The sequence below is a fragment of the Yersinia vastinensis genome (assembly GCF_044905075.1).
Classification (GTDB): domain Bacteria; phylum Pseudomonadota; class Gammaproteobacteria; order Enterobacterales; family Enterobacteriaceae; genus Yersinia; species Yersinia vastinensis.
The window spans coordinates 2,850,956-2,875,730 of the sequence record NZ_CP173260.1 but is presented as its reverse complement, the minus strand read 5'-3'; the positions used below and the strand labels follow the sequence as shown (position 1 = coordinate 2,875,730).

Sequence of the window (24,775 nt, the reverse complement as noted above, 5' to 3'; positions counted from 1 at the left end):
GTAAATGATACGGTGCAGATGAGGTCTCTTGTTGTTGGGGCAACCTCATCTGCCACTCTTTTTTTAGCTAGACTTACCCCTCGGCTTGAGCAAATTTACTGCACATCATTGATGTGTTCATCCCACTCTCTGGCTAACTGCACGGCATTCCCGGCATTGATTCGCCCGTAGCCATACCATTGGCTGTGCCCCTCTTTATCATAAAAACCATACTTTTTGTCTATTTGGTCACAGGTATATCGAATAATATCTTTAACCTCAAGAATAGTGAGCGACGGATTAACGGAGAGAATAAGGGCTGCCACACCCGCGGCTCCCGGACAGGCGCTGGAAGTCCCACTAAAGCTATTGGTATAGTTGCCAAAAATATCACCGGTATTTACCGCACCTTTATTGTTGCCATATTCATTTCGTAAATCGGTCGTCCAGATGCCCGGTGTTAATGGTGTTGGGTGGAGTTCCATCGGATTGGCACAATCGCCGCTTGGGAAGGCGCACCACAGTGATTTGCCATAATCGCTGTAAGCGGAGCGCCTACCGCGATCATTGCAGGCACCGACGGCAATGACATGCTTGTAGCTTGCATAACCGTCATTATCCACGGATTCATTGCCATTCCCTGCGGCAAAAAAGATGACACAACCTTTGCCATCACGCCCTTTTGTTACTGCATAATCAATTGCTGCGCGTGTTAACGCCGGAAGCTCGGCTATCACTTCGTGTTCAGGGTCATCTGGATCGAACCACATACCCTCGACCGGTCCCCAACTGCAAGAGATAATATCTGCGCCCATATCGGCCGCCCAAACAAAAGCCAAAGCTTCCCCTAGTGAACCCAAGCCTTCAGCTAGCCGTATCGGCATGAGATTTGCCTCTGGCGCGACACCGGATGCACCATAACGACCATCGGCACAGGCGACCCCTGCACAAGGTGTTCCGTGAGTATCATTAGGCCCAGGGCTGGGGTCATTATTTGAACTCACCCCCGAAAAGTTGGCTGGATGCACAATTTTCCCCTCACGCATAAACTCCGGATGGGTTAAATCAAAGCCATCATCAATGACGGCGATTGTGGTGCCTTTTCCTTGCGTCATTCTATGTGCGTCTTCCACATTGGCGCTGGCATCAACATCAATTTCAACCCGCACGACAGTTTTCTTCAAATGCCATTGATTTGGGTGAATAATCTTAGGTTCTTTATGATGAATTAACTCAGGATGGCAATGTTCAATATCATGACGTTTTAATATATCCTCAGCAAGAATAAAGACTTTATCTCCAGTGTTGGGTTGTGCGGAAACGAAATAGCCATTGGTCATAAAGGTTAATCTTACTTTAATAGTAAGGTTATATTGGCTGATTATTGTTTTGCATTCATCCTCCGTTAAGTCATCATTAAATTTAATAAACAAGTTCTCGGTATAAATAATAGGCTCTTTATTTCTCTCTGTTTTAAAGGCATAGCCAACAAATCTAACATCCCCATTCGCTGCTATGGCGGTCTTTAATTCATCTGTTTTGTTTTTGTTGCATTGTATATCAACGACATATACATCAGCAGAGGCAAGAGTGAAAATAACCCTATATTGTGTGTTTTTTTTCATTACCTTATGCATCATCGCCGCAAAATCTTTCCCTTGCCGCATTCTAATAATGAACATGTCGTCTGATTTGATAAAAGCTAGTGTTTTCCTATTATGATTTTGAACATCATATGTAACATTGAATTTCTTCATCTCAATTTCCTTTTGATATGTTTAATTATCACTTAACTTAGTGTGATAATTATTTTCAATTAACACTAGTGGGCAATAAAAATAACTGAGTTGGATTTGTTTCTTATATCACATCAAAAAGATCAGTTTATAAAAAAAGTTATTATTAAACTTGAATTATTAAATTATCAGCCAGAGTGGTTTTGTTTTGGCTCCTAAAAATCACCGTGTGCAAACACTGGATAGAAGGCGACGACTAGGGCTGATCCGAGAAATAACCGCCTAATTGCAGCGTTGTTCCATCCATAGGCTGCCTAAATGTTTGTCATGCTAGGCAGCAATTTTACTGTTACTCATGTCTTTGATACGGGAACGTTCACGCTGAACAGGAATACCTGCTGTGGCTGAAGATAGCGATCTGGAAAAAAGCGAGGAACCCACAGCCCATAAGCTGGAGAAGGCTCGCGAGAAAGGCCAGATCCCGCGCTCGCGCGAACTGACCTCGATGCTGATGCTCGGGGCCGGTTTGGCGATCTTGTGGGTCTCTGGGGAGTCGATGGCGCGACAACTTGCTGCCATGATTGCCCAAGGGTTGCATTTTGATCACGGCGTGGTGAGTGATGACAAGCAGATGCTGCGACAAATAGGCATGTTATTGAGCCAAACGCTGATGGCACTGCTGCCGATCTTTGCCGGCTTGGTGATAGTGGCGCTGGCAGTGCCGATGTTGTTAGGTGGCGTGTTGTTTAGCGGCGAATCGATCAAGTTTGATCTCAAGCGTATGAGCCTTATTTCTGGTTTGAAACGCATGTTTTCTTCTCAGGCGCTGGCCGAGTTACTCAAAGCCATTTTGAAAGCGACACTAGTCGGTTGGGTTACTGGCATTTTCCTCTGGCATAACTGGCCTGACATGATGCGGCTGATCGCCGCCCCCCAATAGCCGCTTTAGGTGATGCACTCCACTTGATTATTTTTTGCGGATTGGTGGTGGTATTGGGGCTAACTCCGATGGTTGGGTTCGACGTGTTCTTCCAAATAACCAGCCATATTAAAAAATTGCGTATGACCAAGCAGGAAATACGCGATGAGTTCAAAGATCAAGAGGGTGACCCGCATGTGAAAGGGCGTATACGTCAACAGCAGCGGGCTATGGCCCGCCGGCGAATGATGGCCGATGTACCGAAAGCCGATGTCATCGTGACTAACCCGACACACTATGCTGTGGCACTGCAATATAACGAGGCCAAGATGAGCGCGCCCAAAGTCTTGGCGAAAGGTGCGGGCGCTGTTGCGTTACGTATCCGTGAGCTGGGTGCCGAACATCGCATTCCTTTATTAGAGGCCCCGCCGCTGGCCCGAGCATTATTCCGGCACAGCGATGTTGGCCAACATATTCCCGCCACCCTGTATGCAGCGGTGGCAGAAGTCCTTGCCTGGGTCTATCAGCTAAAACGCTGGAAGCGGGAAGGTGGGTTAATCCCGAAAAAACCTGAACATCTGCCGGTACCGGAAGGGCTGGATTTTGCAACAGAGAGTGAGACTGACTAATGGCTAACTTGGCCGCCCTGCTACGTTTACCGGGCAACTTTAAAGATACGCAGTGGCAAGTTCTTGCCGGGCCAATTCTGATCTTAATGATCTTGTCGATGATGGTGTTGCCGCTCCCACCATTCATCCTTGATTTGCTATTTACCTTCAACATTGCACTGTCCATCATGGTGCTGCTGGTTGCTATGTTTACCCAGCGCACCTTAGATTTCGCCGCATTCCCTACCATTTTGCTGTTTTCAACATTATTGCGTTTGTCGCTAAACGTGGCCTCAACTCGTATCATTCTAATGGATGGTCATACGGGGGCTGCGGCGGCGGGTCGCGTAGTTGAAGCCTTTGGTCACTTTCTGGTAGGCGGTAACTTTGCCATTGGTATCGTGGTCTTTATCATTTTGGTTATCATTAACTTTATGGTTATCACCAAAGGGGCAGGGCGTATTGCTGAAGTTGGGGCGCGTTTTGTGCTGGATGGGATGCCCGGTAAGCAGATGGCAATCGATGCGGACTTAAATGCCGGATTAATTGGTGAAGATGAGGCGAAGAAACGCCGCTCGGATGTCACCCAAGAAGCGGACTTCTATGGCTCTATGGACGGGGCGAGTAAGTTTGTTCGTGGCGATGCCGTTGCCGGGTTATTGATCATGGCTATTAACGTGGTTGGTGGTTTGCTGGTCGGGGTACTGCAGCACAATATGGCTGTCGGCCATGCGGCAGAAACCTATACGTTGCTGACCATTGGTGATGGCTTGGTGGCACAGATCCCGGCATTGGTTATCTCCACTGCGGCGGGTGTGATTGTGACTCGCGTCAGCACTGATCAGGATGTGGGCCAACAAATGGTCACCCAGTTGTTCAACAACCCAAGGGTGATGGTGTTGAGTGCCAGTGTTTTAGGCTTGTTGGGCATGGTGCCGGGAATGCCTAACTTTGTCTTCCTGCTATTTACCGCAGCCCTGCTGGCATTGGCTTGGCATTTACGCGGCAAACAAAAACAGCAACCCGCAGTGGCTGAATCCCCCGTTGTGCAAGATCAACAACAAGCCACTGAAGCAACATGGTCAGATGTTCAGTTGGAAGATCCTTTGGGGATGGAAGTGGGTTATCGCCTGATTCCAATGGTGGATTTCCAGCAAAATGGTGAGTTATTGGGCCGAATTCGCAGTATCCGTAAAAAGTTTGCCCAAGAAATGGGCTACCTGCCACCGGTCGTACATATCAGGGATAATCTGGAACTACCCCCCGCCAGCTATCGAATATTAATGAAAGGGGTTGAAATTGGCAGTGGTGAAGCGCATCCAGGTCGCTGGTTAGCCATCAACCCAGGTAATGCCGTTGGCACATTGCCCGGCGAGGCGACCCATGATCCAGCCTTTGGTTTGGCGGCGGTGTGGATTGAAAGTGCATTACGTGAACAGGCACAGATTCAGGGCTTTACTGTGGTTGAAGCAAGTACCGTTGTTGCAACTCACCTCAATCACCTGATTAGCCAATTTGCGAGTGAACTGTTTGGTCGCCAAGAAACCCAACAACTACTGGATCGTGTCACGCAAGAGATGCCGAAGCTGACGGAAGACTTTATCCCCGGTGTCGTCACTCTCACCACGCTGCATAAGGTATTGCAGAATCTATTGATGGAGCGAGTCTCAATCCGCGATATGCGCACCATTATTGAAACTTTGGCTGAACACGCACCGAATCAAACCGATCCATACGAATTAACCGCCGTGGTGCGTGTTGCATTAGGCCGCTCTATTGCACAGCAGTGGTTTCCCGGTACTGGCGAAATTCAGGTCATTGGACTGGATGCCGCACTGGAACGCTTGTTATTGCAGGCTCTGCAAGGAGGAGGGGGTTAGAACCGGGTCTGGCAGACCGCTTATTAGAACAAGCAAAACAGGCATTACAACGCCAAGAGATGCTGGGCGCGCCGCCAGTATTGTTGGTCAATCATGCACTCCGGGCACTATTGGCTCGTTTCCTGCGTCGCAGCTTGCCGCAGATGGTGGTGCTCTCGAATCTGGAAATTGGTGATAATCGCCAAATCCGCATGACATCCACAATAGGAGCGGCATGATGCTCATTCGTCTTTCCCCTACCATGATTGGCATTGTGCTTTCAGCCTGTTTGTTGCCATTAAGTGCAGTGGCTTCCGGTTCTTGGGTGGCGGACGATATTGGCGTGACACAGAGTTTACGGGGGTGGCAACATCGGCCAAACCGTTAAGTTCACCAGCGGCATTGGCGCAGGAGAATGCGCGGATTGTGTCGGTAGGCTGGCGCTACCAATTGATGTCGGCCGCGCCAGCGGGGTTGCAAGTGAAGCTATGTACTCCCACCCGCTGTATGCCGCTAGAAGGGGGAGCGGGCAAAGTCGAGGGTTGGCAGGTGAACCTGCCGCAACCCAACTGACGTTTGTATATTTTATGGCAGGTACCGGTCGGGTTAATCCGCCGCTGCAAGTGCTCAGTCACCAAGTGTTGGTCAACTACCGTTAATCACAAAAATATCGGTAATCGCAAAGAATGGCTAACCACAAAATCAGACGATAACCATATCGGGTAAATGCAGGTAAAACAGATAAGAGGGAGGGGGTTTAACGGCCTACTGTTGAGTTCTTTTGCCTGTGCCACTGCAGCTACCGACAGAGTCATGACACTACAAAAAACCAAACTAAATAATACGCGTTGTATTTTCATATAGTTTCCTCGAAACCAGACAAAGCATTGTCCGACCACGAGAGATTAACGCATCGTGAAACCAGAGAATAATCCCTTTTTTGAGTGAACAATAAGCAAAGTCATCACAACAGGTGAGAGTAGTTCGGGGCTGAGAATAGCCGCAGACATAAGCCCGAGTGGGGAAATTTATCTCTGCGGAGCACTAAATGCAGTTGTGAATAACGGCAGGAGACAACTAAATCCCGATCTTTCGGCCCAGTAAACTGGCCCCTTTAGAGTGGCCATCAGGCCCGTACAATGACTGGCTGTAGCGAGTCTTGAGCACCGCCAGAGCTTGAGCATTATGCTCAATGTGCTGTTGCAACAATAAGCCATTGTGCAGGTTGCTGTATTGGAGGCTTTCGGCTAATTCCAACATACGCTGCCAACGCACGGCCAGTTCGATCATGCTGCTATAAGGTGCTTTCATATTAACCGTTTTTTCGGTGGTGAGCCGAGTTTGATCCAGATAGGCCAAGGTTGCCAGTATTGAGCTTTTTTGTTCGGTTACACCTTGCAATACTGTCCCTTGAATCCGACCAGAGCATAGCAATTGCTGCTCTTGCGCGACCACTGTCTTCAGCAATTCCAGAAGTTCCAGTTGTTGGTCCAGATTGGTCTGTAATCTTTCCACCACCACGTATCCTTTTACGGTTAAAGATTGTTGCTATCTTTAGCTATTCTTCAAATCATCCGCGACATTTTTCAGCAGGGCATCAGCAATTTTACCGGTGTCCATGGTCAGTTGGCCTGAGCGAATAGCCGCTTTTAATGTTTCGACGCGTTCTACATTGATATCCTGACTGCCCGGTTGCATCAGTTTTGCCTGCGCATCACTCAATTTAACCTCGGTACCACTGACTTGCGTTTTTGTTTGGGTCGACGGTTTACGCGCCTGTTGCGCAATATCACTGGTTTCCCGTGGCTGCACTTGTGTTACCGGTAATAGCGGTTGAGTGCGTTCAATACTCATATTGTGTTGCTCCCTTTATAGCGGGATTGACGTTTATCGACCCGCGAGACTTTATTTTTTTACAAAAAGAATCGCGGGATTGTCACTGTGTGACCCGCAAATAACTGCATACCAAAGTTATCGGCAAAGGTTACAAAAACTTTAATCACTATAACATAATGAGAATTGTCCCATCCTCGGCCACGGTCCCACTGACGATTTGGCCCGATGGCATACGCACTCGTACGTTATCTTGAATGGCCGCATTATTCATGGCTTTGCCATTACTATTCACATTAAATCCATCACCTTGCGCTAATACTTGTACATCTTGTCCCGCCTTTATGACCCACAGGCGGCGCATCATATTGCGTGTTAGCGGTTGGCCGGCATTAATGCGCCGTAAACTTACAGCACCTTGAGCAGAATGAGGGTCCAGCAATGCACCGAGAGGCAAGGTATCGAGCCGACCTTGCTTCATCTCGATATCCTGCGGGGTAATTTTCACTCCGCTGGCGAGTTGGCGAGCCGCAACAGCATAGCGCCCGCTGACTTGTACTTGAGTCTGGATAAAGCGACGTTGCCCATCGCAACGCACGGATAGACTGATATTTCCCCAAGGGCGCGCATTGGGGGGCAGTGTGATTTCAGGCATTTCACATTGTGGCCACTGGCTCTGTGGTGTTTTGATGACAACCTTTACCTGACTGTCTTTGTCCGGATACTGTTGTTGGAAGAATTGATTTACCTGCGCAGATAAATCTGCCGCCACTGCTTGATGCGCCAGTGCCTGACTCGCCAGCAGCCCCATCGCTAATGTTATGGCGCCACTTCTTTTTATCGCCATCAATTTTCCTCTTCACCTGCACAATTCTGGCCGTTCTTTTATTACCCACAGCCTCTTTTCGCACACTAGTGTACCTGTACCGCAAGAAGGTTAAGGGGATAAATAGCGACGCATTTTGCCCTTATTCTGACGATAGGCTTCCCTGTGCGACGTTTATGCTGTCGACTCCAAATTCTAACCTTGCGGGGGGACTATGCTCGACAAACTGGACGGTGCTCTGCGTTTTCAACAAGAAGCGCTTAACTTACGCGCTCAACGACAGGAGATCCTGTCGTCCAACATTGCAAACGCAGATACACCCGGCTTTCAGGCGCGTGATATTGATTTCTCCAGCCAACTGAAAAAAGTGATGGAGCAAGGGCGTGCCAATGGTACAGGGGTGTCGCTCAGTTTAACGTCAGCCCGTCATATCCCGGCAAGCACAGTTCAGCCACCTGATCTTGATCTGTTATTCCGTGTACCAGATCAGCCATCAATGGATGGCAACACAGTGGATATGGACCGTGAACGTACCAATTTTGCCGATAACAGCCTGAAATATCAGACCGATTTGACTGTCCTTGGCAGTCAGATTAAAGGGATGATTTCAGTGTTACAACAAGGATAAGACGTATGTCTTTACTGAATATTTTTGATATTGCCGGTTCTGCATTATCAGCTCAGTCGCAGCGAATGAACGTCAGCGCCAGTAACATGGCAAACGCCGACAGTGTCACTGGCCCGGATGGTCAGCCTTATCGCGCCAAGCAAGTGGTATTTCAGGTCGCCGCTCAACCAGGGCAAGAGACGGGTGGGGTACGAGTTTCCCAGATAGTCGATGACCCTTCGCCAGACCGTTTGGTCTTCCAACCGGGTAATCCACTGGCCGATGCCAAGGGATATGTCCGTATGCCTAACGTAGATGTGACCGGTGAGATGGTAAACACCATTTCAGCTTCACGTAGCTATCAAGCCAACGTTGAAGTGCTGAATACGACGAAATCTCTGATGCTCAAAACACTGACATTGGGCCAATAACAGGAGCCTGCATAAATGGCTATTACCAATTCTCTGACCGATAGCGATTACGGTATCACCAGCACCACCGGGACCAGCTCGACTACCGGCAGCACCAGTCAGGATCTGCAAAACAGCTTTCTGACCCTGTTGGTCGCGCAGTTAAAGAATCAGGACCCGACCAACCCAATGCAAAACAACGAGTTGACCACGCAATTGGCGCAGATCAACACCGTGAGTGGTATTGAAAAACTGAATACAACCTTGGGTTCCATTTCCGGGCAAATCGACAGCAGCCAATCTTTGCAAGCCAGTAGCTTGATTGGTCATGGCGTGATGATCCCAGGCACCACCATATTAGCAGGCACTCAAGATGGCACGGTCACCACCACGCCATTTGGTGTTGAGCTGGAACGTTCAGCCGATAAAGTGACCGCCACTATCACTGATAGCAATGGTCTGGCAGTTCGCACCATAGAAATAGGTAGCCTGACGGCGGGCGTGCACTCCTTTACATGGGATGGCTCACTGGAAGCCGGTGGCAATGCGCCGGATGGGGCTTACACCGTGACCATTACTGCCAGCAGTGGGAGTGAATCGCTGGTTGCTACCCCACTTAGCTACGCCATTGTTAATGGTGTGACCCGCGGTAGCGATGGGTCCAAATTGGATCTGGGCATGGCGGGAACAACCACCATGGATAACATCCGTCAAATTTTGTAAGCCGAATCGTTGACGGAAGCAGCAGTAAAACAACATTACGGTGGGTCAATGATTTGCACTGACTCACCTTCATTTTTAAACGTGGCATTTGATATGTCATCAATGCTTAAGGTCTCTCATCGACCTCGAATTTAACGGAGAAGAAAATGGGCTTTTCTCAAGCAGTCAGCGGTTTGAACGCAGCGTCCAGTAATCTGGATGTGATCGGTAACAATATCGCCAACTCGGCGACCTCAGGTTTTAAAGCCGGCTCAGTTTCTTTTGCCGATATGTTCGCCGGTTCTCAAACCGGTATGGGCGTTAAAGTTGCCGGGATTACTCAGGACTTTAACGACGGTACGCCAACAACCACTAACCGCCGTCTGGATTTGGCTATCAGCCAGAGTGGTTTTTTCCGTATGCAAGACAGCAGCGGCGGCATTTACTATGCCCGCAACGGCCAGTTTAAGCTCGATGAAAACCGCAATATCGTCAATATGCAGGGCTTGAGCCTAACCGGTTACCCGGCAACAGGGACACCACCAACAGTGCAGCAAGGGGCTAACCCGATTCCGCTGTCTATCCCTCAAGATATGATGGGGGCGAAAGCGACGGAGTCCGGCAACATGGTGGCTAACTTGACCTCAACTCATGATGTCATTACCGACGCATTTGACCCAGAAAAACCAGAAACGTACAGCTTTGTTAATAACATGACCACCTTTGACAGCTTGGGCAATCGCCATGTTATCAATGTGTTCTACGTTAAAACGGGTGAAGACGCGGCGAATGGCAACACATGGTCGGTGTACACCAAAGACAGCAGTGCAACACTGGCTGATGCAAGCAAGCCACTGGACCCTACCGACCCGGCAGCCGCTTCACTGCGTGGCACGATGGTATTTGATACCAATGGTGCACTGAAAAGCGTGACGAACGGCACTGGCACTGCAAGTACCACTAACTTCAATATGACTATTCCTATGGGGGTGGTAAATGGTGCACCTGCGCAAGATTTCGCTCTGAATGTGGGCGGCAGCAAGCAGCAAAATACTGGGACTGACAGCATCGTTACCCAGAACCAGACTGGCTATGCAGCGGGTGAGTTCACTGGTTTCCAGATCAATAACGACGGCTCTGTCGTCGGGACTTATTCAAACCAACAGACTCAACTGCTCGGTCAAATTGTGCTGGTTAACTTTGCTAACCCTGAAGGTTTATCTCCTGAGGGCGATAACGTCTGGAAAGAAACCAAATCGTCTGGCAACCCAATCCTCGGCACTGCCGGTGGTGGTGGCTTCGGTACATTGACCAGCGGTGCGTTGGAGTCTTCTAACGTCGATTTGAGTAAAGAACTGGTGAACATGATTGTGGCGCAGCGCAACTATCAGTCCAATGCGCAGACCATCAAAACTCAGGATCAGATCTTACAAACTCTGGTTAACCTGCGTTAATCGAACTGACGGGATAAGCTCATGGATCACGCAATATATACCGCGATGGGGGCTGCCCGGCAATCGCTGGAGCAGCAAGCGGTCACGGCGAACAACTTGGCTAACGCCTCTACGCCGGGGTTTCGTGCACAGTTGACCGCTATGCGTGCTGTCCCAATCGACGGGCCGAGCATGCCAACCCGCACAATGGTTGTGGCATCGACCCCAGGTGTGGATATCAGTCAAGGGACCATCAACTTCAGTGGTCGCCCGCTGGATGTGGCTTTACAGCAAGATGGCTATTTGGCCGTGCAACTGCCCGATGGTACTGAAGCCTATACCCGTAACGGTAACATTCAGGTGGGGGCTAACGGGCAAATGACCGTGCAGGGTTACCCGTTAATGGGAGATAACGGCCCGATTGAAGTGCCTCCTGAAGCCGCCGTCACTATCGCTGCTGATGGCACTATCTCGGCACTGAATGCTGGCGATTCACCGAATACTATCGCTCAACTTGGCCAAATTAAGCGGGTCAGGGCAACGGCAGGTGAAGTGATGCACGGTGATGACGGTTTGTTCCATTTGACGCCCGCCGCGCAGCAAGCGCGTGGCGCTCAGTTGGCTAACGACCCGCTTATCAAAATTATGCCGGGTGTGCTGGAAGGCAGTAACGTGAAAGCGGTTGAAGCCATGACCGACATGATTGCCAATGCCCGCAGTTTCGAAATGCAGATGAAGGTCATCCACAGTGTGGATGAAAACGAACAGCGCGCTAATCAACTGTTAGCATTGGGTTAAGCGCGAAGGCGCAGAGGAATAAACCGATGATCCGATCATTATGGATTGCCAAAACCGGGCTGGATGCACAGCAAACCAACATGGATGTGATCGCCAACAACTTGGCGAACGTCAGCACCAATGGTTTTAAACGTCAGCGGGCGGTCTTTGAAGATTTGCTGTACCAAACAATGCGTCAGCCGGGGGCACAATCTTCCGAGCAGACGACATTGCCATCCGGTTTACAGATTGGTACTGGTGTTCGCCCAGTCGCCACTGAGCGTTTGCACAGTCAAGGCAACCTGTCCAAGACCGATAACACCAAAGATATCGCTATTAAAGGTGAGGGGTTCTTTCAGGTGCAGATGCCTGATGGCACCAATGCTTATACCCGCGATGGTTCCTTCCAGGTTGACCAAAATGGTCAGTTAGTGACCTCAGCCGGTTTTCCGATCCAACCGGCCATTACCATTCCGGCAAATGCATTGAGCATGACGGTTGGGCGCGACGGGATAGTCAGTGTCACCTTGCAGGGGCAAACGGCCACGCAGCAAGTTGGGCAACTGACACTGACCACTTTTATTAATAACAGTGGTCTGGAAAGTATGGGTGAGAACCTGTATCAGGAAACCGCCAGCTCCGGTGCACCGAATGATTCCACTCCGGGTCTGAACGGCGCGGGCTTGTTGTATCAAGGATATGTTGAAACATCTAACGTCAATGTGGCGGAAGAGCTGGTCAACATGATCCAGACGCAACGCGCTTATGAAATCAACAGTAAAGCGGTTTCAACTTCAGACCAGATGTTGCAAAAACTGACACAGCTGTAAATCCGCTTTCGGGGGGCGAGAGTGCCCCCTGATTGCCGCAGAATAATGAGTATTCGGGGCTGACCTTGCCAGCCTCTAACAGGTTACAGGATCGATAATCAGAGATGGATACATCGCCGCTGCGAAAATTAGGTGAGTTGAGATGGGTTGGTGCACCGTTGATGGCCATGCTGTTGCTCAATGGTTGCGCGTATATTCCGCATAAACCCTTGGTGGATGGCACGACATCTGCACAGCCAGCTCCTGCCAGTGCGCCATTACCGAATGGCTCGATTTTCCAGGCTGCTCAGCCGATGAATTATGGTTATCAGCCGCTATTCGAAGACCGTCGACCGCGTAACGTCGGTGACACCCTGACGATCACCTTGCAGGAAAATGTCAGCGCCAGCAAAAGTTCCTCAGCCAATGCCAGTCGTAATGGGTCGAGTTCCTTTGCTGTGGCAACAGCACCGCGCTATCTACAAGGTCTGCTAGGTAATGCCCGTGCTGATATGGACATTTCTGGTGACAACACCTTTGGTGGCAAGGGTGGGGCAAATGCCAATAACACCTTTAATGGCACTATCACAGTGACGGTTAACCAAGTGTTGGCTAACGGCAATTTACATGTGGTGGGTGAGAAACAGATCGCAATCAATCAGGGAACCGAATTTATCCGCTTCTCTGGGGTAGTTAACCCACGCACCATCAGCGGCAGCAATACAGTGACCTCAACACAGGTCGCTGATGCGCGCATCGAGTATGTGGGCAATGGTTATATCAATGAAGCGCAGACCATGGGCTGGTTGCAGCGGTTCTTCCTTAATATTTCGCCGTACTAAGAGGCCCACCAATGCGTAAACCGTCACTTGTCACACTGTTTGTTGTACAGCTTGTTGCGTTCATTTCGTTGCTGTCATTACCGGCGTCAGCTGAACGTATTCGCGATTTGGTGACCGTTCAAGGGGTGCGTGATAACGCGTTGATCGGTTATGGCCTGGTGGTGGGTTTGGATGGTTCCGGTGACCAGACCATGCAGACGCCGTTCACCACGCAAAGTTTAAGCAACATGTTGTCGCAATTGGGGATAACAGTACCGCCGGGCACCAATATGCAGCTTAAAAACGTGGCTGCAGTGATGGTGACCGCTAAGTTACCAGCCTTTTCCCGCGCCGGACAAACCATCGATGTGGTGGTTTCCTCAATGGGGAACGCTAAGAGTATCCGCGGCGGCACACTACTGATGACACCACTAAAAGGGGTCGATAATCAGGTTTATGCACTGGCTCAAGGGAATGTCTTGGTGGGGGGCGCCGGTGCCTCCTCCGGGGGCAGCAGCGTGCAGGTCAACCAATTGACTGGCGGGCGAATCAGCAACGGTGCCACTATCGAGCGTGAACTGCCGACGACCTTTGGTACTGATGGGGTGATTAATCTTCAGTTGAATAACGAAGACTTCACCCTAGCGCAGCAGGTGAGTGATGCCATTAACCGTCAGCGTGGTTTTGGTTCAGCAACCGCTATTGATGCTCGTACCATTCAAGTGTTGGTGCCGCGCGGCAGCAGTTCGCAAGTCCGTTTTCTGGCTGATATTCAAAACATTCCCGTCAATGTCGACGCGGGTGATGCAAAAGTGATTATCAACTCCCGTACCGGCTCCGTTGTTATGAACCGCAACGTGATGCTGGACTCTTGTGCGGTGGCACAAGGGAACTTGTCCGTAGTGGTTGACCGGCAAAACATCGTTAGCCAGCCGGATACGCCATTTGGTGGTGGCCAGACGGTGGTAACACCGAACACCCAGATTTCTGTTCAGCAACAAGGCGGTGCACTGCAGCGTGTCAATGCCAGCCCGAACTTGAACAATGTGGTGCGTGCCTTGAACTCGCTGGGGGCAACACCTATCGATTTGATGTCTATCTTGCAGGCGATGCAAAGTGCCGGTTGCTTACGGGCTAAATTGGAAATTATCTAATGAGTGATTTGATGGCAATGTCCGGTACAGCCAATGACATGTTCGGGGCGGCTTATGACGCCCAGTCACTGAATGCGTTGAAACGCGATGCAGCAAGAGATCCGCAGGGGAACCTGAAGCAGGTTGCTCAACAGGTAGAAGGCATGTTTGTGCAGATGATGCTCAAAAGCATGCGCTCTGCCTTGCCGCAAGATGGCGTGATGAACAGTGATCAAACCCGGCTTTATACCTCGATGTATGACCAACAAATCGCACAGCAAATGTCGGTCAAAGGACTCGGTCTGGCAGATATGATGGTGGAGCAGCTTTCTGGTTCAACCTCACCAAGTGAAACCGCCGGTACAGTGCCGATGATGCTGGACAATGAAGTTCTACAAACGTTGCCAACACAGGCATTGGAACAAATGGTGCGTCGGGCCATGCCAACGCCGCCGGCCAATAATGCGGCATCATTGCCGCAAGGCACCGGCAGTTTCGTGGCGCGAATGTCTATTCCGGCGCAAATCGCCAGTCAGCAAAGCGGCATTCCTCACCAGCTTATCGTGGCACAGGCTGCGCTGGAGTCAGGTTGGGGCCAGCGTGAGATTCCAACCCATGATGGCAAGACCAGCTATAACGTCTTTGGGATTAAAGCGGGCAGTAACTGGGATGGTCCAGTCAGTGAAATTACCACCACCGAATATGAACAGGGTGTAGCGAAGAAAACCAAAGCACGCTTTAGGGTGTATGGCTCTTATGTCGAAGCGGTCAGTGATTATGTCAAATTGCTGACTCAAAACCCGCGCTACGCCAATGTGGCCGCAGCTCAAAGCCCAGAACAAGGGGCGCATGCCCTACAAAAAGCCGGTTATGCTACTGACCCACAATATGCCCAAAAATTGGTCAGTGTCATCCAGCAGATGAAGAGTGCCGGGGAGCAGGCGGTGAAGGCTTATAGTAGCGACTTAAGCCAGCTCTTCTAAGAATCCCTTCGTATTTGAAGTTGCAGGGGCGTTTGCTTGCCGCCTACCGGCAACCCCAATTATTTTGGGATTAAAGCCGAGTTTGGACCCACATTTTTACTCAAGTTATCAAAAGTCTGGTCGATAACCTTTACAGGCTGTGCGGGGGCTTCGGTTTCCTCAGGCAGTATCCCAATATTAATAAACGCAGGTTCGCGAGAGTTATCGCCTGCTGTAAAAGGATTTCTTCATGTCCAATAGTTTAATGAATACTGCGATGAGTGGTCTGAGCGCAGCACAATATGCCCTGAGCACCGTCAGTAATAACATCACCAATTATCAGGTGGCAGGCTATAACCGTCAGAACACCATTTTTGCGCAAAACGGCGGAACGTTAAGCCCTGCGGGTTTTATTGGTAACGGTGTGACGGTGACGGGTGTTAACCGCGAATATAACTCTTTTATTACCAATCAATTGCGTTCTGCACAGACTCAAAGCAGTGGGTTGACGACCTATTATCAGCAAATATCGCAAATTGATAATTTGCTCTCTAACACGTCCAATAACCTCTCAACGACGATGCAGGATTTCTTTAGCAACCTGCAAAACTTGGTCAGTAATGCCGATGATGATTCGGCACGCAAGACTGTACTCGGCAAGGCTGAAGGGCTTGTTAACCAATTCCAGAATGCCGATAAATACCTGCGCGATATGGATACGGGCGTCAATCAGAAGATCACTGAAAGTGTCGCGAAAATTAATAACTATGCCGATCAAATCGCTAAGTTAAATGACCAGATAACCCGTCTGCGTGGCAGCAGTGGTAGCGAACCGAACGCCTTACTGGATCAACGCGACCAGCTTGTGACCGAGCTGAATCAGATTGTCGGCGTGACAGTCACGCAACAAGATGGTGATGCTTATAACGTCTCATTTGCTAACGGCTTGCCGTTGGTTCAAGGGCCAACGTCTTACCAAGTGGAAGCGATGCCTTCCAGCGCGGATGCAACACGTTTATCCATTGGCTACAAATATGGTAGCGGCACCACGCTGGAAGTCGATGAAAGTCGTTTGATGACCGGCAGTCTTGGTGGCACGTTAAAATTCCGCAGTGAAGCACTGGACAGTGCGCGCAATCAACTAGGTCAACTGGCTTTGGTGATGGCTGATAGCTTCAATACTCAGCACAAAGCCGGGTTTGATTCCAACGGTGATGTGGGTACTGACTTCTTTAGTTTTGCCGAACCGACTACGTTGAAAAATTCAAGAAATCAGGGTGATGCTAGCCTGACGGTCTCTTATACCGATACTTCAAAAGTCAAAGCCAGTGATTATAGCGTTGAGTTTGATGGGACTGACTGGCAGGTGACTCGCTTATCGGATAACACCAAGGTGGCGGCCAGCCCGGTGAAGGATGCGAGTGGTAACACGACCGGCTTAAGCTTTGATGGCGTTGCTGTCAGTATTGATAATGGTACTAATGGCGCGCAAGCCAGAGATAAATTTACTGTAAAAACAGTTTCTAACGTAGCGGCTAATTTGCAGGTTGCAATTACAGACTCCAGTAAAATTGCAGCTGCGGGCACCGCGGCAGGTGGCGAGAGTGATAACGTCAATGCCCAAGCGTTAATGGATCTGCAAACCAAAAAATTGGTGGACGGTAAAGCAACTCTTTCTGGCGCTTATGCCGGATTGGTCAGCACCGTCGGTAACCAGACGAACACCGCGAAAACCAACAGTACGGCGCAGGCCAATATTGTGACTCAGTTGACCGCCGAGCAGCAGTCTATTTCCGGGGTGAACTTGGATGAAGAGTACGGTGACCTTCAGCGTTTCCAACAATATTATTTGGCGAACGCACAAGTCATGCAGACCGCGTCAACATTATTCAGTGCATTGCTGGATATCCGCGGTTAATTTTTTATCTGCGGCAAAGTGATATGCCGCTACTTATCTTCTTTCGAGCTAAGTCAGTCTGTTTACTGACTTAGCTGTTGCTAAAAGGAACTGACATTGTGCGCTTAAGTACCAGCATGATTTATCAGCAAACTATGCAGGGCGTCACTAATGCCCAATCCCTTTGGATGCAGTCGGGTCAACAACTGTCTACCGGTAAACGGGTTGTTAACCCCTCGGATGACCCAATGTCGGCGTCCCAAGCGGTTATGGTTTCACAGTCTGAAGCTGAAAATAGTCAATATACCTTGGCACGTAGTTTTGCCCGCCAAAGTTCCTCATTAGAGACCACGGTTCTTGCACAAGCGACAACCACTATCCAGTCAATTCAAAGCATCATCATCAGTGCTAAGAGCGATATTCTAAGTGACGATGACCGTGCCTCCTATGCGACACAGTTACAGGGTTTAAAAGATCAGCTCCTCAATCAGGCAAACTCTAAGGATGGTAACGGCCGCTATATGTTTGGTGGGTTTAAAAGTGACAAGGCTCCTTTTGTGGTCAGCGCGACAGGTGAAGTGACTTACGCGGGGAGCGATACAGCAATTACACAGAAAGTCGATTCGAACCGTTCCATGACAGTAGGGCATACGGGTTCTAGCATATTTATGGCATTAACCAGTAATGCGAAACCAGAACCTGATGATGTCAATGGTGATCCGGTAGCCTCTGAAGCCAATATCTTTAATACGATAGATACGGTATTAAATTCGTTGAAGACGCCTTTACAAGGCGCAACGGATGAGGTTAAAGCGCAGGCAACAGCTGATATGGATAAAGGTATCCGTGGTATGGCTAACTCACTGAATAATGTCTTATCTGTGCAAGCAGAGATTGGGACTCAGTTGCAGGAGTTAGACAACCTGGATAGCTTAGGTGCAGACCGTACTTTGATCAATAAACAACGGTTAAGTGACTTGGTTGATGTGGATTGGAACTCTGCTATCTCTTCATATGTCATGCAACAAGCCGCATTGCAGGCATCCTACACGACATTCACCAATATGCAGGGCATGTCTCTGTTCCAACTGAATAAATAATCCGTCGACGACTGTGGGGTTCGCCCCACAGTATCTCAGCTTGCCAATCCGCTTAATACACCCGCCAGACGGTCAAAAAACTCACTAAACAGATGCTCGGCAAACGGTGCCAACAGCGGCATAACCAGCCCCAACGAAATAATACCGACCGTCAAGGTCAGTGGGAAACCGATGACGAACACAGAGAGTTGTGGCGTCATACGATTTAGCATCCCCAATGCCATGTTTAAGGTGAGTAGCAACGTAATCAGTGGTAAGGCCAGCATCAAACCATTCATGAAGATCAATGAACCTGCCTGCGTCAATGCCAGAAATCCATTGCCATTGAGTGGTTCGAACTGGATAGGTAAGGTATGAAAACTGTCTGCCAGCAATGAAATCAGCCACAAATGTCCATCAAAGGTGAGAAATAACAGCATCGCCAGCAGGTTCAATAACCGGGCGAGAACCGGCATGTTTGGCCCTCCTGAGGGGTCAAAGAATGTGGCAAAAGAAAGCCCCATTTGCAAGCCAATCACTTCACCTGCCAGGCGGATAGCGGCAAAAGCAAATTGCATGGTTAAGCCGATGGCCACCCCAATCAAGACCTGTTGGGCTGCAACCCACACCGCACCGGCGGAGACGAGGGGAATATTGACCGGTGGCAGAGAAGGGGCAATCAGAAAGGTAATTAATACCGCCAAACCCACTTTGACCTTGCGGTTTATCTGCTTCTCACTGAGTACTGGGGCGGTGGTGATCAGTGCCAGTATGCGGATTAATGGCCAGAAGTATTGGCTGACCCAAAGGCTCAGTTGCGTGGTGTCGAGGGGGATCATTATTACCCGATCAACGTCGGCAGACTGGTGAATAAATTGCGCATATAGTCGAGTATCAGGCTCAACATCCACGGGCCTGCAATCACCATGGTGGTGAATACGGCCAGTATTTTCGGGATAAATGACAATGTCATTTCGTTAATCTGTGTTGCTGCCTGCAATAGGCTTACAATCAAACCGCTGATCAGCGCAGCCAATAATAGTGGTGCCGCCAATGCAAGGGCGATTTTCATTGCCTCGACGCCGAGTGCCATTACCGATTCTGGTGTCATGACGAGTCCCCCTTGCTTAAATGTGATGGATAAAAACGTAATTTGTTTCTCGGTGATAAAACATCATCAACTATAAAAACTCTGCGCCAACGAGCCTAATAACAGTTGCCAGCCATCAACCAAGACAAACAGCATCAACTTGAAGGGGAGCGAAATACTGGCAGGAGGAACCATCATCATCCCTAGGGCCATCAGCACACTGGCGACCACCAAGTCGATAATTAAAAATGGAATAAAAACGGTGAAGCCAATTTGGAATGCGGTTTTCAACTCACTGGTGACATACGCTGGCAGCAAAATACGCATAGGAACGACTTCCGGCCCTTCCAATGGTGGAAGGTTTGCCAGCCGTGCATACAGTGCTAAGTCTGACTCGCGTGTTTGGCGCAGCATAAATTCACGTAACGGTTGCGAACCTTTATCCATCGCGACTTCCATACTTATCTTGTCTTGGCTAAAAGGCAGATAGGCATCCTGATACACTTTGTCGAATACCGGCGACATAATGAAGAACGTCAGAAATAGAGCTAACCCCAGCATGACTTGATTGGGGGGCGGATGGAGTACCTAAGGCGTTGCGCAGCAAACCGAGTACAATAATGATGCGTGTAAAACTGGTCATCATCAGCAACGCGGCGGGCAGGAAACTCAGTGTGGTAATAAAAACGAGTGTCTGCACCGGTAACGACCAACTTTGCCCACCATTTGCTAAAGGCTGGCTAATAATACCGGGCAGTTGAGCAAATGCTGCTGGAGAGCAGAAAAGGATGAGCAGCAGAGCGGCTTTATTCAGAAGCGGACGCAGGGACATCATGCCGATTTTTCCGGATGTTTCAATTTTTTGTTAAACAGATGGTTATTCAGTAGTTGGCGAAAATCAGCCGGTTTTGCTGAGTCTGACGACGGCGCGGTATGTGTCTCGTCAACAGGAGGGCGCGGCAATGTATGAAGTGGCGTCACATTTTGTGCGGTGACGCCTAATACTAGCCAAGTATTATCGACTTCGACCACCACCACTCGTTCACGCTGACCTACCTGACAACTGGCGCGAACATTTAATAGTTTATTGTTGCGCGCCTGTGGCGCAAAACCTAAACGGCGAACCAACCAGGCGGCACACAAAATCAACAGTAAAATGCCCCCTAAGACCGAGCCAACTTGCGTGAGCACCGAACCTGCGGGCATGGCTGGCGCAGCTTGCTGCGTGGCAACACCCGGATGGCTGGTAGCAAACCCCGTCACCGGTGTTTGCGTAGTGATTGCTGGCGGGGTAATAGCTGGCTGATTCACTTGCGTAGCATTCATTTGTGCCGAATGCACGATTACCGGGACATCGGTTCCAGTGGATGAATCAGTTAGCGTTGCTGCCACGGTTTGCGCTCCGGTCATTAGCGACTCAGACGACGCATACGTTCTGATGGGGTAATAATGTCAGTGATACGCACGCCGTACTTATCCGCCACGACCACCACTTCACCCTGAGCAATCAGATAACCGTTAATCAAGATATCCAGTGGTTCGCCCGCTAAACCATCAAGGGAAACCACCGAGCCTTGTGACAGGCGCAGCAACTCTTTGATAGTCATTTTGGTGCGCCCCAGCTCCACTGTTAGCTTCACCGGGATATCCAGAATCAAGTCGATATCCTGCAAGTTACCCAGTGCGTCCGGTGCTTCCAGTGATTTAAATACGCCTTCGGTTGTGGCCGTTGGTTTATCCGCCGCTTGCTGCTCATTAAACGCATCAGCCCACAGATCATCCACGGATTCCTTTCCATCATCAGACGGAAGCTTAGGGTCACTCATTGGGCTGTTCCTCATTCAGAGCATTCAAAATAGGGTTAATCAAATGTTCAACACGTAGGGCATATTGCCCGTTTAATGTCCCGTACTGACTGGTCAGTACCGGTACGCCGTCGACATGACCAATCAGTCGATCCGGTTTATCTATAGGGAGCACATCCCCGGGTTGCAGCTTGAGTATCTGCGACAATCTGAGCGGGATATCGACAAAATTAGCGACCAGCTCTAGCTCTGAATGCTGAACTTGTTTAACCAGCGTTTCACGCCAATGGCTATCTTCCTGACGGGAGTTTTCCAGTGGTGGGTTGGTCAACAGTTCGCGCAATGGCTCAATCATGGCAAACGGAATACAGATGTTAAACTCACCACTCAACGCGCCAATTTCCACGTGGAAAGGGGTTGTCACCACAATATCGTTAGGGGAGGTGGTGATATTGGTAAACTTCACCTGTATTTCAGAACGGACATATTCCACATCTATTTTATAGATAGGCGCCCAAGCATCGCGGTAAGCATCCAGCGCCAGCCGTAACATCCGATTGATAACACGTTGTTCGGTATGCGTAAATTCACGGCCTTCCACTTTTGTCGGAAAACGGCCATCACCGCCAAACAGGTTATCAACGGCGATAAACACCAAACTTGGGGCGAAAACAAACAGCGCCGTACCGCGTAAGGGTTTCAAATGTATTAGGTTGAGGTTGGTGGGCACCGGCAGATTTCGAGCAAAATCATGGTATGGCTGAATTTTGATCGGCCCCACCGTGATATCGGGACTGCGACGCAATAGGTTAAACAGCCCCATTCGGAACTGACGAGCAAACCGCTCATTAATGATCTCCAACGCATGTAGGCGCTCACGCACCACACGTCGCTGGGTCGTTGGATCATAAGGTTTAACGTCTGTCTCGTTACCTATCACAGCCTCGGGTTCATCACCTCCGCTGTCACCGTTTAACAGTGCGTCAATCTCTGCTTGTGAAAGAATGCTATCGCCCATAATGATTATCGCAGTATAAATGCGGTAAACAGCACATCGCTGACTACCTGATTAGGTTGACCTTTAACCATTGGCGGGCTAAGTACGTTTTTAATTTCACCGACTAAACGCTGTTTGCCTTCTTCATTCGACAGGCTGTCAGCTGACTGGCGGGAGAGCAACAGCAGCAAGCGGCTGCGCACTTCCGGCAGATAGTCATTGAGTTTTGCGCGAGTGGTATCGTCGGGCAGCCTTAACGTCAATCCGATATAAAGGACACGATCCAGATTATTATCTGGCGTGATCAGATTGACCGTGAAGGTCTCCAAAGGCATGAATACAGGGATCACCGGCACGGCTTTCACTGTGGCGGGTCTACTCTGATTGAGCATCCACCAGCTATAACCGCCACCCGCTGTTGCTGCTACCGCGATCAACACCAGCAAGATCACCCAGATCGAACTCTTACGCTTGGCCGGGAAGGTATTTTCAGACATGGAGAAGACAAATTCCTGTTTCGGTATCACACCGGTGAATCACGATAATAACGTGGAGAAAATCCACGTTATCCGAATTATTGATGATGATTATCCCGCGTATCATGAATGCCAATAGGCAGAATAGGTGGCGAAAAACAGCCTAACTTGCTCGTTTGTCGCCTTTTGGTGAAACTAACATCAATCTTAGGCGAAAATATCAACGCCACCATTCCCGTCTGCCAGAGCCTGTAATGCGGCTGGTGTGGTAAGCGGTGTGCTGGTTAAGGCGTCGCCTGCGGTGATTTCACCGTATCCCGGTTGACCTCGAGAGGCGAAATCTTGTTGATTTTGCTGACTCTGTTGCTGTGCTTGTTGCCATTGTCCTTCACTGCCGACGCTGCTTTGACCTAACTGAATACCACTTTCAGCCAAGGCGCTACGTAGACTTGGCATGGCGGCTTCAATGGCGGCACGTACTTGGCTGTGTGCTGAAGCAAAGTGCAGTTGCGCTTGATTATCTTCGATTTTCAGACTGATTTGCAGAGCGCCCAGCTCCTGTGGATTGAGCCGCAACTCGGCATTTTGCTGACCATTGCGACTGAACATCACCACTTGTTGACCAAGGGCTTGCTGCCATTCTTGGCTACCTAATTGAGCACTTAAATGGCCACTGACTGGGGCGCTGACAAGGGGGCTGGCGGTTGTCGATAATACTGGGCTAGAAACGGGCGGCAGAGAGGGGGGACGGTGTTTGAATTGGCGAGGCTTTTGTCCAGAGTTGCAGCCGTCACATTGGTTTCTACCAGCGCAGTTTTTATATTAAGAGCGTTATTGTCAGCCCCTTTTGCTGTCGATGGGTCAAGCTTGCTTTGTGCGGATGCTGCTTTAGATTTTGTGGTCACGCCCGGCAATATCTCGTTGCTCGTGGCCTTATCATTTTTTACTGTATTCAGTGTGCTACCTATCAGCGCCGCTAAACCTTTATCTTGCGAAGTCAGAGTGGTCAGGGCCGCAACATCTTGCTTGACGCTGGTTTTACTCTCAGTCAGGCCATTGGCATTGGCTGCTGTCGCTTTTTGTCCGTTAGTCGCGGTGCCCAACGTATTGGCAACTTGATGTGGCAGCATTGCCAGTAATGTTTGCAATGCTGAAAGGTCGGTTTTGTTGCCACTTTTATCAAGTGTACTGTCATCATCTGCCACGGTTTTTTTAATGCCAGCGGCGTCTCCGGTCTGCCCGGCATGTGTCAGGCCCGCAGGTAACGTGGCACTGATATCGCCCAATGCAGCCAACAACTGATTCAATTTGCTATTACCAACGAGGGATTTACCACCGTCGGCATCAGCCGTGATATCAGTCGCCGCTGCCAGAGAGGATTTCAGTGTTGAGGCATCCATGGCGGTTAGCTCTTTACCCAGTTGGTCACCCAAGAGTTTGGCAAAATCTGCCGGCAATCCCGCATCGGTAAACAGCGCTGCAATGGAGGACAAGGATGTCGCCCCTTCAGCTTCACTGGTGGTAGATAATGCAGCAGTCGGCAGTAAAGACAGATTCATGAATTTAGACTCCTTTGTGAGGCGCGCTGGGCGAACTCATCCATCAATTTTTGATCCAAACGGTTTTCTTGCAGGCGAGCGGTGCTCTCAGCCCGCTCTTGTAATGTTTCAAACGCATTTAACCGTTGCTGTTTTTCTTGCCAATGCTTAACTGCCTGTTCCACTTTGACATTCCATTGAGCTAACTGATTGCGATGTTGATCAATGGCTTGTTCCAGAGTTTGAATAAATTGTTGATAATTTTGCCAACTGGAGGAGGCCATCCCGTTGCTCAAGGTGTCATTCAACCGCATCCGATATTCATCCTGATAAGACAGCAACATGGTGAGTTGCTGCTCAACATTTTGATAGGACAGACGCGCTTGTCCTAGTTGAGTCGTTGCCTGCTCGACGGCCTTTTGGGCCAGTTCGCACAGGGTAACGAGAGGTGACTGATTTTTCATCGCATTCCCCTTTGA

General features: G+C 49.6%; 23 protein-coding genes and 5 pseudogenes. 15 read left to right on the top strand and 13 right to left on the bottom strand.

Features of this window, described 5'->3' with window-relative positions:
• Positions 1 to 95 precede the first annotated feature (95 nt).
• A complete protein-coding gene (locus ACIOG0_RS13480; protein WP_318249408.1) occupies positions 96 to 1,319 on the bottom strand; it encodes a S8 family serine peptidase in 1,224 nt (407 codons plus the stop codon).
• Positions 1,320 to 2,115: 796 nt separating this feature from the next.
• Here ACIOG0_RS13480 and flhB point away from each other — a divergent pair.
• The 4 genes and pseudogenes from flhB (at position 2,116) to ACIOG0_RS13460 (ending at position 5,760) form a co-directional block, all read left to right on the top strand.
• Positions 2,116 to 3,263 (top strand): annotated as a pseudogene (gene flhB / locus ACIOG0_RS13475) (flagellar biosynthesis protein FlhB).
• Positions 3,263 to 5,340 (top strand): annotated as a pseudogene (gene flhA, locus ACIOG0_RS13470) (flagellar biosynthesis protein FlhA). The pseudogenes flhB and flhA overlap by 1 nt, the downstream one beginning before the upstream one ends.
• Positions 5,337 to 5,489 (top strand): hypothetical protein, encoded by a 153-nt coding sequence (locus tag ACIOG0_RS13465; RefSeq protein ID WP_404704866.1) that lies wholly within the window; start codon positions 5,337 to 5,339, stop codon positions 5,487 to 5,489. The pseudogene flhA and the gene ACIOG0_RS13465 overlap by 4 nt, the downstream one beginning before the upstream one ends.
• Positions 5,465 to 5,760 (top strand): annotated as a pseudogene (locus ACIOG0_RS13460) (flagellar protein FlhE). Before ACIOG0_RS13465 ends, ACIOG0_RS13460 begins: the two are co-directional and overlap by 25 nt.
• 418 nt (positions 5,761 to 6,178) lie before the next feature.
• On the opposite strand, the gene ACIOG0_RS13455 reads toward ACIOG0_RS13460, so the two are convergent.
• The 3 genes from ACIOG0_RS13455 to flgA form a co-directional block, all read right to left on the bottom strand.
• Positions 6,179 to 6,619 carry a flagella synthesis protein FlgN gene (locus tag ACIOG0_RS13455; RefSeq protein ID WP_128451034.1) on the bottom strand — a complete coding sequence of 147 codons (441 nt, stop codon included), beginning with the start codon at positions 6,617 to 6,619 and terminating at the stop codon, positions 6,179 to 6,181.
• A 36-nt stretch (positions 6,620 to 6,655) separates the two neighbouring features.
• Complete coding sequence (gene flgM / locus ACIOG0_RS13450) at positions 6,656 to 6,955, bottom strand: flagellar biosynthesis anti-sigma factor FlgM (protein WP_050098360.1); 300 nt, start codon at positions 6,953 to 6,955, stop codon at positions 6,656 to 6,658.
• A gap of 148 nt (positions 6,956 to 7,103) precedes the next feature.
• Positions 7,104 to 7,781 (bottom strand): flagellar basal body P-ring formation chaperone FlgA, encoded by a 678-nt coding sequence (flgA, locus tag ACIOG0_RS13445; protein ID WP_050098359.1) that lies wholly within the window; start codon positions 7,779 to 7,781, stop codon positions 7,104 to 7,106.
• Between the two features lie 193 nt (positions 7,782 to 7,974).
• Between flgA and flgB the strand changes: the two genes are divergently transcribed.
• From flgB to flgL, 11 genes are all read left to right on the top strand, one after another.
• Positions 7,975 to 8,388 (top strand): flagellar basal body rod protein FlgB, encoded by a 414-nt coding sequence (flgB, locus tag ACIOG0_RS13440; protein WP_050098358.1) that lies wholly within the window; start codon positions 7,975 to 7,977, stop codon positions 8,386 to 8,388.
• 5 nt (positions 8,389 to 8,393) lie between these two features.
• Positions 8,394 to 8,798 carry a flagellar basal body rod protein FlgC gene (gene flgC, locus ACIOG0_RS13435; protein WP_050098357.1) on the top strand — a complete coding sequence of 135 codons (405 nt, stop codon included), beginning with the start codon at positions 8,394 to 8,396 and terminating at the stop codon, positions 8,796 to 8,798.
• 15 nt (positions 8,799 to 8,813) lie between these two features.
• On the top strand, positions 8,814 to 9,500 hold the full coding sequence (gene flgD, locus ACIOG0_RS13430) for a flagellar hook assembly protein FlgD (RefSeq protein ID WP_050098356.1): 687 nt from the start codon (positions 8,814 to 8,816) through the stop codon (positions 9,498 to 9,500).
• Positions 9,501 to 9,646: 146 nt separating this feature from the next.
• The gene (gene flgE / locus ACIOG0_RS13425) at positions 9,647 to 10,933 is read left to right on the top strand and encodes a flagellar hook protein FlgE (protein WP_050098355.1); all 1,287 of its coding nucleotides are present in this window, start codon (positions 9,647 to 9,649) and stop codon (positions 10,931 to 10,933) included.
• Positions 10,934 to 10,954: 21 nt separating this feature from the next.
• Entirely contained in the window at positions 10,955 to 11,710 is a 756-nt protein-coding gene (locus ACIOG0_RS13420; RefSeq protein ID WP_050098354.1) for a flagellar basal body rod protein FlgF, read from the top strand.
• Between the two features lie 26 nt (positions 11,711 to 11,736).
• Positions 11,737 to 12,519: a flagellar basal-body rod protein FlgG gene (gene flgG, locus ACIOG0_RS13415; protein WP_050098353.1), complete on the top strand. Its 783-nt coding sequence runs from the start codon at positions 11,737 to 11,739 to the stop codon at positions 12,517 to 12,519.
• 104 nt (positions 12,520 to 12,623) lie between these two features.
• The gene (flgH, locus tag ACIOG0_RS13410) at positions 12,624 to 13,340 is read left to right on the top strand and encodes a flagellar basal body L-ring protein FlgH (RefSeq protein ID WP_050098352.1); all 717 of its coding nucleotides are present in this window, start codon (positions 12,624 to 12,626) and stop codon (positions 13,338 to 13,340) included.
• 11 nt (positions 13,341 to 13,351) lie between these two features.
• Positions 13,352 to 14,473 carry a flagellar basal body P-ring protein FlgI gene (locus tag ACIOG0_RS13405; protein WP_050098351.1) on the top strand — a complete coding sequence of 374 codons (1,122 nt, stop codon included), beginning with the start codon at positions 13,352 to 13,354 and terminating at the stop codon, positions 14,471 to 14,473.
• Positions 14,473 to 15,435: a flagellar assembly peptidoglycan hydrolase FlgJ gene (flgJ, locus tag ACIOG0_RS13400; RefSeq protein ID WP_050098350.1), complete on the top strand. Its 963-nt coding sequence runs from the start codon at positions 14,473 to 14,475 to the stop codon at positions 15,433 to 15,435. The genes ACIOG0_RS13405 and flgJ overlap by 1 nt, the downstream gene beginning before the upstream one ends.
• A 229-nt stretch (positions 15,436 to 15,664) precedes the next feature.
• Complete coding sequence (gene flgK, locus ACIOG0_RS13395; protein WP_050098349.1) at positions 15,665 to 17,332, top strand: flagellar hook-associated protein FlgK; 1,668 nt, start codon at positions 15,665 to 15,667, stop codon at positions 17,330 to 17,332.
• 98 nt (positions 17,333 to 17,430) lie between these two features.
• Positions 17,431 to 18,411: a flagellar hook-associated protein FlgL gene (gene flgL, locus ACIOG0_RS13390; protein ID WP_050098348.1), complete on the top strand. Its 981-nt coding sequence runs from the start codon at positions 17,431 to 17,433 to the stop codon at positions 18,409 to 18,411.
• A 35-nt stretch (positions 18,412 to 18,446) separates the two neighbouring features.
• Here the strand turns inward: flgL and fliR are convergent, their stop codons facing one another.
• From fliR to fliJ, 9 genes and pseudogenes are all read right to left on the bottom strand, one after another.
• Positions 18,447 to 19,229, bottom strand: a complete 783-nt coding sequence (gene fliR / locus ACIOG0_RS13385; protein ID WP_050098347.1) for a flagellar biosynthetic protein FliR — start codon at positions 19,227 to 19,229, stop codon at positions 18,447 to 18,449.
• A gap of 2 nt (positions 19,230 to 19,231) precedes the next feature.
• Positions 19,232 to 19,501: a flagellar biosynthesis protein FliQ gene (gene fliQ, locus ACIOG0_RS13380; protein WP_019210355.1), complete on the bottom strand. Its 270-nt coding sequence runs from the start codon at positions 19,499 to 19,501 to the stop codon at positions 19,232 to 19,234.
• A 66-nt stretch (positions 19,502 to 19,567) separates the two neighbouring features.
• Positions 19,568 to 20,315 (bottom strand): annotated as a pseudogene (gene fliP / locus ACIOG0_RS13375) (flagellar type III secretion system pore protein FliP).
• Complete coding sequence (gene fliO / locus ACIOG0_RS13370; RefSeq protein ID WP_230678339.1) at positions 20,312 to 20,806, bottom strand: flagellar biosynthetic protein FliO; 495 nt, start codon at positions 20,804 to 20,806, stop codon at positions 20,312 to 20,314. The pseudogene fliP and the gene fliO overlap by 4 nt, the downstream one beginning before the upstream one ends.
• An 83-nt stretch (positions 20,807 to 20,889) precedes the next feature.
• Positions 20,890 to 21,306 carry a flagellar motor switch protein FliN gene (gene fliN, locus ACIOG0_RS13365; RefSeq protein WP_050098344.1) on the bottom strand — a complete coding sequence of 139 codons (417 nt, stop codon included), beginning with the start codon at positions 21,304 to 21,306 and terminating at the stop codon, positions 20,890 to 20,892.
• Positions 21,299 to 22,303: a flagellar motor switch protein FliM gene (gene fliM / locus ACIOG0_RS13360; RefSeq protein WP_050098343.1), complete on the bottom strand. Its 1,005-nt coding sequence runs from the start codon at positions 22,301 to 22,303 to the stop codon at positions 21,299 to 21,301. Before fliM ends, fliN begins: the two co-directional genes overlap by 8 nt.
• A gap of 5 nt (positions 22,304 to 22,308) precedes the next feature.
• Positions 22,309 to 22,779 (bottom strand): flagellar basal body-associated protein FliL, encoded by a 471-nt coding sequence (gene fliL / locus ACIOG0_RS13355; protein ID WP_050098342.1) that lies wholly within the window; start codon positions 22,777 to 22,779, stop codon positions 22,309 to 22,311.
• 186 nt (positions 22,780 to 22,965) lie between these two features.
• Positions 22,966 to 24,317 (bottom strand): annotated as a pseudogene (locus tag ACIOG0_RS13350) (flagellar hook-length control protein FliK).
• Positions 24,314 to 24,760 carry a flagellar export protein FliJ gene (gene fliJ / locus ACIOG0_RS13345; protein WP_050098340.1) on the bottom strand — a complete coding sequence of 149 codons (447 nt, stop codon included), beginning with the start codon at positions 24,758 to 24,760 and terminating at the stop codon, positions 24,314 to 24,316. Before fliJ ends, ACIOG0_RS13350 begins: the two are co-directional and overlap by 4 nt.
• Between the last annotated feature and the right edge of the window lie 15 nt (positions 24,761 to 24,775).